Annotated in this window: 17 protein-coding genes; 3 read left to right on the top strand and 14 right to left on the bottom strand. The window is 42.4% G+C overall.

The features are described 5' to 3' along the window. The first annotated feature begins 73 nt into the window (after window positions 1-73). The gene (locus tag QSJ37_RS15495) at window positions 74-208 is read left to right on the top strand and encodes a YpzI family protein (protein WP_015864298.1); all 135 of its coding nucleotides are present in this window, start codon (window positions 74-76) and stop codon (window positions 206-208) included. A 128-nt stretch (window positions 209-336) separates the two neighbouring features. Here QSJ37_RS15495 and QSJ37_RS15490 read toward each other — a convergent pair whose 3' ends face one another. The 14 genes from QSJ37_RS15490 to prsW form a co-directional block, all read right to left on the bottom strand. Further along, a complete protein-coding gene (locus QSJ37_RS15490; RefSeq protein WP_285756011.1) occupies window positions 337-564 on the bottom strand; it encodes a hypothetical protein in 228 nt (75 codons plus the stop codon). After that, entirely contained in the window at window positions 564-1,760 is a 1,197-nt protein-coding gene (locus QSJ37_RS15485; RefSeq protein ID WP_285756010.1) for a Ger(x)C family spore germination protein, read from the bottom strand. The genes QSJ37_RS15490 and QSJ37_RS15485 overlap by 1 nt, the downstream gene beginning before the upstream one ends. Before the next feature lie 34 nt (window positions 1,761-1,794). Then, window positions 1,795-2,898: a GerAB/ArcD/ProY family transporter gene (locus QSJ37_RS15480; protein WP_285756009.1), complete on the bottom strand. Its 1,104-nt coding sequence runs from the start codon at window positions 2,896-2,898 to the stop codon at window positions 1,795-1,797. A 1-nt stretch (window position 2,899) separates the two neighbouring features. Then, window positions 2,900-4,522: a spore germination protein gene (locus tag QSJ37_RS15475; RefSeq protein ID WP_285756008.1), complete on the bottom strand. Its 1,623-nt coding sequence runs from the start codon at window positions 4,520-4,522 to the stop codon at window positions 2,900-2,902. 360 nt (window positions 4,523-4,882) lie between these two features. Then, complete coding sequence (gene fni, locus QSJ37_RS15470) at window positions 4,883-5,932, bottom strand: type 2 isopentenyl-diphosphate Delta-isomerase (protein ID WP_081189600.1); 1,050 nt, start codon at window positions 5,930-5,932, stop codon at window positions 4,883-4,885. Between the two features lie 13 nt (window positions 5,933-5,945). Beyond that, window positions 5,946-7,109: a 30S ribosomal protein S1 gene (gene rpsA, locus QSJ37_RS15465; protein ID WP_285756007.1), complete on the bottom strand. Its 1,164-nt coding sequence runs from the start codon at window positions 7,107-7,109 to the stop codon at window positions 5,946-5,948. A gap of 161 nt (window positions 7,110-7,270) precedes the next feature. Beyond that, window positions 7,271-7,858: a lysophospholipid acyltransferase family protein gene (locus tag QSJ37_RS15460; protein ID WP_285756005.1), complete on the bottom strand. Its 588-nt coding sequence runs from the start codon at window positions 7,856-7,858 to the stop codon at window positions 7,271-7,273. Continuing rightward, on the bottom strand, window positions 7,855-8,529 hold the full coding sequence (gene cmk, locus QSJ37_RS15455) for a (d)CMP kinase (RefSeq protein ID WP_285756004.1): 675 nt from the start codon (window positions 8,527-8,529) through the stop codon (window positions 7,855-7,857). Before cmk ends, QSJ37_RS15460 begins: the two co-directional genes overlap by 4 nt. 429 nt (window positions 8,530-8,958) lie before the next feature. Then, the gene (locus QSJ37_RS15450; RefSeq protein WP_285756003.1) at window positions 8,959-9,591 is read right to left on the bottom strand and encodes an IS200/IS605 family accessory protein TnpB-related protein; all 633 of its coding nucleotides are present in this window, start codon (window positions 9,589-9,591) and stop codon (window positions 8,959-8,961) included. 297 nt (window positions 9,592-9,888) lie between these two features. Beyond that, the gene (locus QSJ37_RS15445) at window positions 9,889-10,068 is read right to left on the bottom strand and encodes a YpfB family protein (RefSeq protein ID WP_285756002.1); all 180 of its coding nucleotides are present in this window, start codon (window positions 10,066-10,068) and stop codon (window positions 9,889-9,891) included. 38 nt (window positions 10,069-10,106) lie between these two features. Further along, window positions 10,107-10,799 (bottom strand): flagellar brake protein, encoded by a 693-nt coding sequence (locus tag QSJ37_RS15440; RefSeq protein ID WP_285756001.1) that lies wholly within the window; start codon window positions 10,797-10,799, stop codon window positions 10,107-10,109. A 115-nt stretch (window positions 10,800-10,914) separates the two neighbouring features. Then, entirely contained in the window at window positions 10,915-12,258 is a 1,344-nt protein-coding gene (ypeB, locus tag QSJ37_RS15435) for a germination protein YpeB (protein WP_285756000.1), read from the bottom strand. An 18-nt stretch (window positions 12,259-12,276) separates the two neighbouring features. Beyond that, complete coding sequence (gene sleB / locus QSJ37_RS15430) at window positions 12,277-13,092, bottom strand: spore cortex-lytic enzyme (protein WP_285755999.1); 816 nt, start codon at window positions 13,090-13,092, stop codon at window positions 12,277-12,279. Between the two features lie 91 nt (window positions 13,093-13,183). Beyond that, window positions 13,184-13,858 (bottom strand): glutamic-type intramembrane protease PrsW, encoded by a 675-nt coding sequence (gene prsW, locus QSJ37_RS15425; protein ID WP_285755998.1) that lies wholly within the window; start codon window positions 13,856-13,858, stop codon window positions 13,184-13,186. Window positions 13,859-13,916: 58 nt separating this feature from the next. Here prsW and QSJ37_RS17980 point away from each other — a divergent pair, with 58 nt between their 5' ends. Together QSJ37_RS17980 and QSJ37_RS17975 are read left to right on the top strand one after the other, a co-directional pair. Continuing rightward, window positions 13,917-14,147 (top strand): asparaginase domain-containing protein, encoded by a 231-nt coding sequence (locus QSJ37_RS17980; protein ID WP_352177348.1) that lies wholly within the window; start codon window positions 13,917-13,919, stop codon window positions 14,145-14,147. Then, window positions 14,071-14,454 carry an asparaginase domain-containing protein gene (locus QSJ37_RS17975; protein ID WP_352177294.1) on the top strand — a complete coding sequence of 128 codons (384 nt, stop codon included), beginning with the start codon at window positions 14,071-14,073 and terminating at the stop codon, window positions 14,452-14,454. Before QSJ37_RS17980 ends, QSJ37_RS17975 begins: the two co-directional genes overlap by 77 nt. Window positions 14,455-14,536 lie beyond the last annotated feature (82 nt).

Here is a 14,536-nt window from a genome sequence, read left to right as displayed (position 1 = left end):
CATTCGCGCATAAGGAAAATAAAAAATAGTTATAGTAAAGAATGACATAGAAAAAGAAAGGAGAGAAAACAAAGTGGGTAAAGACCGGCAAGAAAAAAAGCTAAAACAATCACACCGCGTCGAATCGGACCGTGATCAATCTATCGAACACAAAGGCGCAACAAGACTCGAAGACCCAGAAGCAGCTAGAGAACGAAATCAACACTAAAAAGTAGACGCACCGCATTTATCTGCGACAAGTGCAGAAAGATTAAAAAGGATAGCATCAAAAAAGCTGACTCCATGATTACAAATGGAGTCAGCTTTCAAATTGAAAAAGCAGAACATCAAGAACTTTTATTTTTCCATCATTCGCCCGAGTGGTTTATAAATATAGTCGACCATCTGCGTCGGCCCTGGAAGATCGGGATTCCATATTAACACTATCGCAAGAATCGTTCCTAGACTTAAAAGTACAACAAAAACGACTTTTTCTTTTTTCTGCGTTCGGTTGATTCGCGGCCATTCGTATAGAAAGATGAGGGCAACCAAAACAAGAGTGCCCAGTATAAAAACAATCTTCATTATTGTTTCACCTCATGTTCAGGCAATCCTTGCGGAGTGGTGCCTATGCCTGGTCTACGGACGTATGCCTTTGTCTTCACAACCACTTCAACGTCAGGGAAAATTTCCTCCCAACGATCCTTCACCCGGTTCCATTCTCTTGGATATTTTCGATGGAAAACCTCTGCAAAGCCAAAAATATCGGCCTTCATCTCTTTTTGTACTTTTTTCAATGTGTCTCTAATGCGCTTATCCGTCTCCTTTGCCAATTCTTTTTCGATCATTTTCGTATACTTAGGATTCATTAAGTTCCATTTCGTTCCGTTTAATATGATATCATCTTCTGCGGTCGCCTTTACGATCATCTTCCATTTGCCTTTCTCATATTTAGGAATGAGTTCCGTATGCGCTCTTATCAGCGTGGACGTGATCTTCCCCTTTTCCCCTTTTGGCGTAACCGTGACATCCGCCTGTTTGACCTCATTTCTGAGCCAAAGCACCCCTCGAGTCAATTTATCATTAATATCCCCGACCATTTTATCCTTCTTAAAAATAGCGGTACGTTGGATAAACGCAATGGTCTGCAACTCTTGTTTCCCTTTTTCCGGGGGCAAAATCTTCACCATGGGAAGAGCCGCTGCGCCGGCATCGCCGCTTAGCATTTGCAGAGCGTCTTTTGCCGTTACTCGCAGTAAAAGCTGCGATTCTGACAATTCCCGCAGCACCTCTGCTGAGCTTTGCTCTATTAGGGGGGACAATTCAAGCACACTTTTCGCGGTTCCTTTACTCACGAATACATTGGCACGAAGGCGAGCTTCTGGATTGCGGCCCAGAAAGTCGAGATGCTGGCGAATCCCTGCTTTTGCTGCTTTCTCCCCGAACACAATCACCTCCGTGTGTCCCCAGAAAATACGTCGAGGAAGCTTCTCTTGCAGGTTTGAGATCGCATCAGCCACGGTGGTGCCCGTTCCCGATCTTACTATCGTTTCGGCCCCGCCACCGCCATCGCCGCCACCTATCATCTGACCTCCTCCACCGACTGCTTTCGGGACGATTAGTTCCGCTGTAAGCATGATTTTCCCATCTTTTGTTTGATCAATCCCTAATCCTACGATTAGCGCTAAATCGTTGACTTCCTTCCTGTCCCAACAGCCGCTTAGCAAAATAAGATGAACACAAACGAAAAGAAGTTTTGCTGCTTTTTGCAAGATGCCCATTTTTGTTTATCTCCTTTCTCCCCTTGTTTCATTGCTATCCTGTTAATTTTTGGTTATTGGTTCTTTTGCGCCATTTTGCGATAAATAGGAGAAGGAGAGGAAGTCCCGTTTGAATCGTAAACCGGTAAAACAAGGAAGAACCTCCTAGAAAGCGGGTCAATTCCATTAAATTCGGCGCCGACCAGACGGCAAATAACAGTATGAAAAATCCCATGGGAAAAACGATCGGGCGATAATCCGACAAATTCAACCATTGCGCCGTTCCCAACACCAAAGCATAATAAAAAACAGAAATTTTCAAAAATACACCCACTACCCAAAGAGCCGTTATGACGGCTTCAAGGTGTTCAAGAAAATCCGCGATGCTAATGTAACGGACGGCGCTCGCTACGGGATAAGCAAAATGGTCGGTGATTCCTCCTAGAACGAAAAGGATGGCAATGTTGATGAAAGATAAAGTCAACATGACCGCAGTGACCGAGATCATGCCCCATTTCTTTCCTTTATTTTGATCGGCTACATAAGGAAGAAGAAAAGCGATGAGAAGAAACTCACTGAACCAGCCTTGCGGGACCAGCGCACCCATGAGCGAGGGCATTATTCCCTTTTCCATAATTGGAAACATATTCTTTGCTTCCATATCCGGAATCAAAAGGATAATAATGATCAATATAAACATCACCACAACAGGTACGGACAATTCCGCAAGCCTGCCTACCACTTCCACACCGCCGCGGACGGCAAAGGAGCACACTAGGATCATACTTCCCATTACAAAAACTAATGGAGTATGCATAAGAAAGTTGCCTACAACAAATTCACCATACTCTCGGATAATAATTCCAGTTATATGCAAATAGAACAATAAAAAGATCAACCCAACCGCTTTCCCTAAAAATTTGCCGAGAATATCCCCGCTGTACTCGATAATGGTTTTCTGTGGATAGAGCTGATGCAGCCGAACGGCAATATGGACCGTCAAAAAACCAACGAGAGAAGCCCAAAGAGGAGAGAGCCACATATCCTGATTTGCGTGCCGGGCGGTGATCGCGGGAACTAAAAGAATGGCGGTGGCGATAATGGTAGGATACATCATCATCGCCATTTGCGCCGCAGATATTTTTCCTTTTTCGATCATATCATGATCCTCCTTTCCCTTTACTCGTCTCGTCATCTCCGTAATCAGGATTCGGTTTCTGATCCGGACTTTGCCGCTCAATGTTATTATCCTTTCCCGTTAAATGAGGGCGTGTATTGAACTTCCACCAAGGCGCGCGCAGCAGCACGTCTTTCATTTCGCCCCCTTGTATTGGAGCCATCGGAGATAAGTAGGGAACGCCGAAAGAACGAAGCGTCACCATATGAGTAACAATCATAAGCAGCCCAAGCATAATCCCGAGAAGCCCTAACGTCCCTGCCAAAAAGATCATGGGAAAGCGCAGCATCCTTAATGCCATTCCAGCCGTAAAGCGCGGGATGGTAAAAGAAGCAATCCCTGTCAAAGCAACTACCATGATCAGTGGAGCAGAAACGAGGCCTGCTTGAACCGCAGCTTGCCCAATCACCAGCGCACCAACGATACTAACTGCAGAACCCGCTTGTTTAGGAAGCCTCAACCCCGCTTCACGCAGGGCCTCAAATACAATCTCCATGAGCAACGCTTCGACCAGTGCCGGAAAGGGAATCCTCTCCCGAGAAGCAGCGATGGTTACCAAAAGTGTAGTAGGAAGCATTTCTTGATGAAAGGTAAGGATCGCCACATACAACGACGGCAGTAAAAGAGATATCAAAAGAAATATGTAACGCAGCCAGCGGGTTGCCGTGCTGATTAAGGATCGTTCGTAGTAATCTTCACTTGATTGCAGAAAGGAATAAAAAGAAACCGGCACAATCAAAACGAAAGGAGTGCCGTCTTGAAGAATCGCTACTCGCCCTTCAAGCAGGTTTGCCGCTACAACATCAGGCCGTTCGGTATTCAAGACTTGAGGAAACGGGGAGTAAGGATTGTCCTCAATTAACTCTTCAATATAGCTCGTTTCCAAAATGCCGTCTAACTTGATACGGTTAAGCCGTGCCTCTACTTCTTGGACTAAGTCTTGCTCGGCAATTCCTTCAATATAAGAGATGACTACTTCGGTCTGGGTGTACTTGCCAATTTTCATTGATTTCATTTTTAGCTGCGGACTTCTTATTTTTCTGCGCAACAAAGCAAGATTAGTCCCTAATGATTCGGTGAAGCCCTCCCGCGGTCCCCTTACCACGGATTCCCCCACCGGTTCTTCGATGGAACGTTTTTCCCAATTTGCCAAACCTAAAGCGAATCCTTCGCTTTGTTGATCGATAAGCAAGACCGGATTTCCACCAGAGATCTGTTCAATGCACTCTGTTATCGTTTGTACTCTCTTTACCTTAGAAACGGTCAATTTTTGTTCTAGTATATGATTGACATGAATGAACTGATCGGTATTCTCCTTGGCATTATTTTCTTTCATCAAAGGGGTGAGCACGCCCGCATCGATTTCTTCGATGTCAGCTAAACCGTCGATATAAATAAGGGCAGCCTTTGTTTTTCCACCAATTTGAAATGGGCGAAAAACGACATCCATACAATTTTGATAGATATTTTGCAGTTTTTGCAGATTTTTATTTAAGTTGGTAGAAAGAAAGTCCTGTTGTTGCTGATTTTGGTTCTGTTGTTTTTGGTCTTGTTCTTGTTTCTTTATGATTTGTTTTCTTTTCTTCCTTTCTTTAAAAAAAAACATCCAATTCCCCTTCTTTCTAACAAGCAGGCGTTCTCAACTTTTATTTTTTCCATTTTTAAAATACGATAACCCCTTTTTTGACAATAAAGTTATTTAAAACATGAAAAAAGCATTCCTTCGCTAGCCGGAGGCACTTATTCCAACTCACGGTTGCAGGTGTATAGCCAAGCGAGACCAGCTTTTGGCGTGCGAAAGAACTTTTTTGTCCATGGAGCATAGATTTTGTTGATCTTTTTATAGAATATATGTTCGATTTAAAGGATAAAAAAACACCGCGATTCATCTCCCCACTTTACATCAGAGGGAGTAATGAAAAACCCCTTCGTCCCGTGATTTTGGTCATCGGGATGAAGGGTGAATTTATCGACAACTATACACTTTCGTGTCAAAACCTCTTTCCGTTAACCAATGATGCGTATCGCCGCGAATGACAAGCGGCACACGCTGCAGCTTATCGATCGTCTTTGCTCCCAGCGCTCCCATAATCAACGTTAAATCATGATGAAGCTCCTCGATATAGGCGACTAACGCTTCCACTCCTTGTTCAACAAGCGTTCGCAACAATGGTCCCGCCATTCCAACCGCGGATGCTCCTAGGGCGATCGCTTTCGCAGCATCCAACGCTGTACGGACACCGCCGCTGCCGATCACGACTAAGGAAGGAGAGGTTTGCGCTACCTCTACGATTGATGCCGCCGTTGGAATCCCCCAATCATTAAAATACGTTATTATGTTAGAACGTCGTTTATTTTCAATACGGGCAAAATTGGTACCGCCCAAGCCTCCAACATCGACGATTTTCACGCCTACTTCTTCTAAGCGCGAAGCAGTTTCCTTGCTCATGCCAAATCCTACTTCTTTTACGATAACAGGGACTTGAACGGCTTGAACAATTTGTTCGATGCGAAGCAGTACTCCCGTAAAATCACGATCTCCTTCCGGCATCACAAGTTCTTGCACCACATTTAAATGAATTTGCAGACCGTCCGCCTCAATCATATCTACAGCACGCTTCGCATCATCCACCGTCGCTTCACTGCCAATGTTCGCAAAAATAATGCCGTTTTTATTTACTTTTCGTACAATCTCAAACGTTCCTCGCTGTTTATTGTCTCTTAGCGCCGATGTTTGCGAACCAACGGCCATCGCTATTCGGCAATGTTTTGCCGCCTCCGCTAATCCTTTATTAATTTCAAACGTTTGTTTTCCTCCGCCGCCGGTCATCGCATTGATAAAGAAAGGCGAACTTAACGAAAGTTCGCCTAAAGCAGTATGCAAGTGAATATCGTTCATGCGTACATCAGGTAAACTTTGATGAACAAACGTAATGTCATCAAATCCGCTTGCACCTTGATCGGCAGTAGAGAGCGCATGCTGAATATGTTCGATTTTCCGCTTTGCTCTGCTCATTGCCTCATCCTCGTTATTTTAATTTTTTCAGCTGTTCCCCGAGGACTTCGCCAATTTGAAAGCCTCTTACTTCATTGGATGGCTTTGTATATTGGCTATAATCTTCTTCGGATGCTGTTTCTTCTTCGATCAGCTCGCGCATACTTAACGAAATGCGGCGCTCCGCTTCGTTTACATCAAGCACTTTCGCTTTTACTTCTTCGCCTTCTTTTAGCACTTCATGAGGGGTGCCGATGCGCTTATTAGAGATTTGTGAAATGTGGACAAGACCTTCGACGCCTGGGAAAATTTCAACGAACGCGCCAAACGGCACAAGCCGTTTTACCCTGCCAGTGACAATATCGCCAGGGGCGACTTTTTCAGCAATCCCTTCCCAAGGACCCGGCATTGCTTCTTTGATCGAAAGAGAGACGCGGCCATTTTCTTCGTCAACCGCAAGCACTTTTACTTTTACGGTTTCTCCCTCTTTTACGACTTCGGACGGATGGGCGACACGTGTATGGGAAAGTTGCGAAATATGTACAAGACCATCAAAGCCGCCAACGTCAACAAACACGCCAAAGTCGGTGACGCGTCGTACGGTTCCCTCAAGCACTTGTCCCGGCTCTAAACGGCTAAGCGCCTCCTTGCTCTTGCGTTCTTGCTCTTCTTCCACAACAGCACGATGTGATAAAATGACGCGGTTTTTTTCACGGTTAAGCTCCACCACTTTTACCGCAAGCGTCTTCCCTTTATAATCAGAAAAATCTTCAACATAGTGAGGTTCTACAAGAGAAGCAGGTATAAATCCACGCACTCCTACATCAGCAACAAGCCCGCCTTTGACGATGTCTTTTACGACGACATCAAACGTTTCTCCGCTAGAAAATTTTCTTTCTAACTCTTCCCAAGCGCGGTCCGCGTCTACCGCTTTTTTTGATAAAATTAACAATCCATCCTCTTCATTTTCGCCTTCTTCTACTTTTTTGACTTTCGCCGTCACTTCATCGCCGACAGAGACAGCATCACTTGTTTTTTCAATATGCAAACTAGATAATTCACTAATTGGAATAATCCCGCTTTGTTTGCTTCCTTCAATATCGACAAGCACTTGTTTATCTTCTAGTTTTACCACTTTGCCTCGAACGATATCACCTACCTTATATACATTCACTTCTAAATTCATATCCTCTGCCATGTTAAACCCTCCTTAATCAACTGACGGTCCATGCTTCTTCAAAGGAAGCAGCCCCCACATCATCGCCATATGAGTCTAAGCCATGATCCGCTATGATGTACAATAGGACCGTTTTTCTATTTAGTATACCATATTTTCTCAATAGACATGTAACTGAATGTTTATCGATACTGATCTAATAACGCCTGGATATGTTGCATAATATAAGCTGTCGCTTCTTCCGGTGATGCTTTTTTCTCTCTTAGTGGCGTCATATCAATCGGTGATCCGTAAACAACCTTAAGCGGCACAAACGGACGATATGAACCAATAATGGCGCATGGAACAACAGCGGCACTTGTTCGAAGCGCAAAAAAACCGACGCCAGGCAGCCCTTTTTTTAATTTTCCATCTTTGCTTCGCGTTCCCTCTGGGAAAATGCCTAACACATGCCCTTGTTTTAACACTTCTAAGCCGGTTCGCAATGCTTGGCGATCACTCATTCCCCTTTTTACCGGAAACGCATGCAAAGTCGTAATTAAGTTTTTTAAGATCGGAACACGAAACAATTCTTCTTTCGCCATAAAATGAATCGGTCTTGGAGCAGTAATTCCAAGGATTGGCGGATCGAGATTGCTAATATGGTTTGCGCAAAGAAGTACGCCTCCTTCTTTCGGAAACTTCTCCGCCCCTATTACCTTAATGCGGTAAAGAGGGGTTAAAATGCTTTTCACAACTCCCTTGGCAAACGAATAAAAATCCACCGTCACCCAATCCTTTCGTTTACAATTTCCATAATGCGATCCACCACTTCTTCAATCGACAGTGACGTAGTATCAATTTCTATCGCATCTTCCGCTTTCTTAAGCGGTGCTACTTCACGCTCCGAATCGATTTGATCACGGCGTGCAATTTCCTTTTTCAACGTTTCTAAGTCCGATGGAAATCCTCTAGCAATGTTTTCCGCATGACGACGCTTTGCTCTTTCTTCCACAGATGCTTTCAAAAAGATTTTTACTTCTGCATTCGGAAGAACGTATGTGCCAATATCGCGGCCATCCATTACGACACCGCCATTTTTTGCGAGAGCGCGTTGGCGCTCCACCATTTCTTCCCGCACTAACGGATGTTTTGCGACTAGCGATACTGCATTGGTTACTTCTTCACTGCGAATAATGTTTGTAACGTCTTCTCCATTGACAAATACAAGCTGTCCTTGTTCAGATGACTTTAATTCAATATATGTATTTTTTAATAAAGAAATTAATGCTTGTTCGTCATCAAGCGCAACTTTTTGTTGCAGCGCCAAGTACGTTAGCGCCCGATACATCGCGCCAGTATCAATATAAATATAAGAAAGCCGTTTCGCTATAATTTTCGCAACAGTGCTTTTCCCCGCTGCAGCTGGTCCATCAATGGCAATGCTGATTTTTTTGCTCATAATTCCTGGTTACTAAAATCTATAAAAATCGATTCATCGCGATGGAACCAGTAAAACTGCTTGCCGCTCAGGAAACACCTGAGTTCCATCAGGAAGGGAATCCCCTTGTCATTCACCTGCTGTGAAAGACAACCCGTGGATCGCTGTTAGCGACGGCATCTGTCGTGCACCATTCCTTCCATTGGTCAGTACACGACAATGATTTTAGCAACCAGGTTTACACCTCCTTTAGTTGAATTTGGTACTGGTTCAGCCAACAACATTTGTGCAAGATGTTCCATAATGACCATTCATGTTCTTGTTTGAAATTCTCGATTTTGCATAACATCATTGCGATATATTGGCGTTGTTTCTTGCCGCTTTTCGATTGCTTGTAGGATTCTTCCATCGACCCTAACACCGCAATCAAATGGCGTTTCATTTTCGTTTTTATGATGTCAATGAGTTCTTTTGGCAATCGTTCCTGATGCCCAATCCCCGCCTGCCAATCACCAAAGCGGCGCTTTCATGAACGGATAACCCATACTTTTTCATATACTTGAACCGTCCAATGGCGCTGGTGTACGCCAGATTCACTTTTTTGATGTGAAACCCAAGCCTTAAGCCCCGACGAATGATCGTTTCTGTCAGCTTTTTCTTTTTAAAATTATGGGTGAGGCGATTGAATCGTTTGTCCGTATCGTGCCGCTGTCTTAGTTGGATGTTTTCAATGACCACTGTCCCAACATTCTCTTCAAGCAGCCAGTCATACACATCTCGTACAGTTTCTCCAACGAGGTTGTTTCGCTTATTCGTCCGCACATATTCAAGTTCATGACAGTAAAATACTTTTGATTTAAGAAAGTTTCCTTGTTTCGAAACGATGCTTACGGCGATGCGGTCAATGTTGATGTCAATCCCAGCGATTCGTTCCGCTTGAATCGGTTCATCATAGGCAAGTTCCCTGCCATATACCTCTTCTTCATAGAGCTTCGCGGAACCAAAGACGCGCATCAACTCGTCTAATGAGTAAAGTTGTGTTTCATCATGAGAAACGATTTTCATCTCCCGAACCGTTTTCATCCCCTTGCCTTCCCCCTTGTTTGGATCCTTAGGAACATATATTCGCTAAATCTTTTTCATCTCCTCTTTACGTGAGGAAGGGGGAAGATTTTTTATCATCAGACAGGAGATGATGGAAAAGATGGAGAACATCCGCCTCTCCACGTTCAATAACAGGAGATATTTACATGATTTCATATATTTTTATAGATGTTTAACAAACTGCTTATTCCTCCTACCCGTTATCTACATATTTTTTATCAAAGAAAAAAGCAGGAAACTCCTGCGTGCTTCGATGTCATTTTACCATATAGACCGCTAGCGGTCGACGATTGTTTCGATTGTTTTTGTCTTTTCTTGTCTGCTAACGCCTTCATATTCATAAATTTTTTCTAAATAAGGGCTAAGCGGAGTATATAAAATGAGCCATTGAGCAATGATTAAAAAAACAAACTGAATGATAACAAGCTTTAGTAAAATAGATTCCGCTCGTTTCATTGGAACCAACAGCCCGCTTTCCGTTTTTTATATAGCCATTATTCCACGCTTTTTCGCCATTTATTCGCGATATTCTCCTCTCTTTTTCTTATCTCTAACTGCTGTTCAAAACTATATCGAATCAATCGTACGCGATCTTGCGGAGATACATCCAAAAATTGCAAGGATGCTTTATATATATCACTGTTTTCCGCTTGAAATATACGAACGATTTTCGCTTTCACTTTTAAATAATGATATTCTCCTGATTTCATAGCAAGTACAAACCATGCCTCTACCACCATTCCAGGAAGCAGCTGCTTTTGCTTATGCTCTGGCAATACGACCGCTGCTCCGCCGGCGCTAATATCAGTGGTCATCGTTGTAAACGGCATAAATTCTTGATGGAGAGGATGAATCGCCACATCGGTATTCGCTTCCACTCTTACATATCGGCGACGCTGGATGCGCACTAACTTATCTACTCCTGGATAGGAAAGAACAACCATTGGCACCGGCTGCCGCACTTTTCCAATTACTTCTGTTTCAAATAAATAAAGACAATGATCCGGCCCAACAAAACTTGCTTTAAATTGCATTCCATTTAATAAAAACACGGTTTTTTCTGTTTTTACATTAATTGGATAGTTAATATGTATATAACCGTCACTTATTTCTGCCACTTTGCTTTTATATTTTTCCTCTTCCCCGCCTGCTGGTTCTAACATTATCGTATCCCCTATTTTTAACATCGTCTCTCCCTCTCATTTTCTTCTCATGTTTATTAAAACAAAAAGGAAAAGCTTGCATCAAGCTTTTCCTTTAGTAAAGAGACAGATAGGATTTGCACCCATACAAACATATCCTTTAACTATAGTTTTGTTCGACGCTTTGCAGCTTTTCGACTTTTTCCTCCATTCCTGTGTTTGCATTAATAAAAATTTGATATGTGTCTTCTCCAAGTGTTCCTAAAAATTCATAGCAGAGCACTTGCTCGTTCATATCGTTTACAATTATTGCTTGGCGCTGTTCCATTACTTTTAAATTTGGATTTACTTTTTTCCTCGCTTGTTCTGCTGTCAATTTTGGTTTTGACAGTGGGCGTTTAACGGAAGAAGATAAGTAATCACGCGCAGAAAAGCCGACAATCGTTCCATCATCAAGAGCTACTTTCATTTTAATTGCTTCCGGATAAATGCGAATTCCGTTTTCATTTGTCACAAATGTTAATACAGCTACGTTATCATATTGGGAACTATCATATAGCTCTAAATTCTTAAACTTGTGCTTCTGCAAAAATTTCATCCCTCTATTTGCCGCTTCATGCAAACTAATCGCCTGTTTTTTTATTGGACGGCTATCGATTACCCAAATCGGATAACCGCCTTTTTCTGTAATGTCCATATAAATACTGCTTTTCTTTTTTGGATCGCGGATCGTCAAACTGTAAAAGCGCTCATCTGCTCCTTTTCCACTTGTTGTCACTTTTATGTTTTCTGTTCCTTTTAACCCAAGAAAAGAACGAGCAATTTGTTTCGCTTCTGTTTTTGAAATTGGTTTTCCTTTCGCACGGACAAAACCTTTTTCTTTATTCTTCAACCCAATAAATGTCGGGCTAAATTCTGATGATCTCGAGAAAGTATCTACATTTTTTTCGACTGATTTAAACCCATCAATAATAATGTTATCGTCAGGGCTGTCGTTTGTAGCAAGCGCTAATTCCACATCCATCCAACGCAAGTTGTTTTTTAAAACTAAATGTTGAACATTGCGAAGTTCTTGTTGAATATTTGCCGCATTTTTATATAGGAATTGTAACGTGCGATATTCTTCATTCGTAAGCGGTTCTTTTTCTAAATCGCGAATCGCTGTCCGATAACTGAACTCCCCAATTTTGGCAAGAAACTCTTGCGTTTTGTTAAATGGAAGTAAGGAAAGCGGCAATTGTCCAACACTCGTATGGGCTTCTGAGGCGATTCGCCATACTTCAGCCAAAGCCGGAGAAAGTGATGTTTGGGAATTCATGGCTAGCGTTGTGCCAATTTTATCATGCAATAAGTCTATTTGATAGGTTAAGTCGTGAAAAGCACGCTGATAATTATTTTCAGCATGAATTAATATCGCATTTTTTTCTTGGTGTTCTCGATATCCCCAATACGCTGTCCCGACAATCCCAAGTGACAGTATCGCGATTAATAAATTTCGTATCATTTTTGTTCACCTCCTGCATTATTTACAGAAAATATGTTTGCCGATCCGCTTAATTTGCGGCCGATTCCAAATCCATGCACTCGTTGCTGTTGACGGATTGAAATAATAAATGGCTCCACCGGTAGGATCCCAACCGTTAATCGCATCTAGCACCGCTTTTTTTGCCGTTTCATTCGGCGTCAGCCAAATTTGGCCATCCGCTACCGCAGTAAATGCCCCAGGCTGAAAAATTACTCCCGCCACCGTATCTGGAAACGAAGGATGCTCTAGACGATTTAAAATGACGGCTGCCACGGCGACTTGGCCGATATAAGGTTCTCCACGCGCTTCTCCATATACAGCATTTGCCATCAATTGAATATCGTTTTGCGAAAAACCGTTTGGCACATTGGATGCTGTCGCTTTTACCCATCTGTTTCCGCTGCTACCCCTATTCTTTTTCTTTACTTGCTGGCTTAACGGCGTGCCACCGTAATGGGTAAACGAATTGCCTTTGCGAATTTGCTCCTTCACAAATTGCTCATGATATTTCGATACCTTTACTAGTTTTGCTTTTGTGCTCTCACCAACAAGCCCGTCGACTGGAAGCCCGTATTTATATTGAAAGTTGCGTACTGCCCAATATGTACTCCAGCCAAAAACTCCATCAATTTTTCCTTTGTAAAATCCGATATACTGCAATCGTGCTTGTAATTCGATGACATCATCTCCAACCGCCCCACGCTGAATCACTTGATTCGAAAACGCCTTTACTTCTTCGACTGGTTTTCCGCAGAAAAACAAACAAGCAGCCAATACGGCAAACCATAAGTACCATTGTATCTTCCTCATCATACGCGAACCCTCCCGTATTCTTTCTGTTGTTTTATCCCTATTTTCTTTCGAATTTGCCTTTTTATGCAAAAAAAGCAAAAAGCCAAGCGTATTATGCTTGGCTTTTTGCTGAAGGGATCCTATCGTAATCATGTAATCCTTTCGCATGTTTTACTTTTCGAAGAGCTGACCACCATAATAACAGCATGAACGGAACCATGTAATAACTCCATTTTTCCTGTGATAACAAAATGTAATCATACGTTCCATGCAATAGAAATGGCAGAAAAAAAGAAAGAAACAAGTAGCGCCGCTTCTTTATAGTAAATTTTGCTTTTCCAAAATAAAACCCCATGATGACCGCAAATAAAGCATGGCTTGAGACAGGTAAAAGCGCCCTTGCTACGGCAAACTCTACACCGTTTGCCAATAAATACAAAATATTTTCCATCGTCGCAAAACCGAGCGACACACTTGCGCTGTATACGATGCCATCGTACGGCTCATCAAACTCGCGGTGGTCATAAATAAAAAAATAGACGATAAACCACTTCACAAACTCTTCCAATAATCCCGACAAAAAAAAGGCGCGAGCTATCTTTGGCGTTGCGATTCCTTCCACATGAAACACATATTGAATAAACATAATAGGAAACACAAGAAGCGCCCCAATAACAAATGTTCTCAGCACAATGGATAGCGGTTCGGTTTCGTATTCATCTTTTAAATAAAAATAGCTAAGCAACGCAACACCTGGGGCAATGCCAGACGAAATTAACGTTAACATACAAATCCCCGTTTCCATCCGTTTTCTTTATGGTAACATGAGAAAGCGGCATTTGAAAATGACCTTCCGATATTTCATCATAGCAGATGAAAAAATCCTGATTATTCATACAGGTGGTACTATTTCGATGAAAGAAGATGAAGAAACGGGCGCTGTTCATCCTGATGAAAAACATCCGCTTTATGATGCCACACCGTCATTAGCAAGTCTTGGTGATATCTACGTGGAAGAGTTGTTTCACTTGCCGCCGGCCCCATATCACACCGCAAGAAATACTGCAATTACGTAATAAAATTGAAGAAAAAATTGCCAATGAACAAGTTAAACATGGAACAGACACACTAGAAGAAACAGCATACTTTTTAGACTTAACTGTACAGACGGACGTACCAATTGTTGTGACAGGAGCGATGCATTCAAACAATGAAATCGACGCAGACGGGTTATATAACTTAATTTCATCTGTCAAAGTAGCCGGAAGCGAAGCAGTGCGCGGAAAAGGGGGGATCGTACTCAATGACGAAATCCACACAATTAAAAGCGTGGCAAAAACACATACGTGTGATTTATCAAATATATTTAACCCGTGGTGCTAGATAAAATTAGACAAGCATAAAACTAGAGATTCGATAATAATTTTATGAATAAATTAAAAGTTCGATTTTATAGAGAATATTT

This window comes from Parageobacillus sp. G301 (genome assembly GCF_030268025.1).
GTDB classification, from domain to species: Bacteria; Bacillota; Bacilli; order Bacillales; family Anoxybacillaceae; genus Parageobacillus_B; species Parageobacillus_B toebii.
This window is presented reverse-complemented; position numbering and strand designations above follow the sequence as displayed.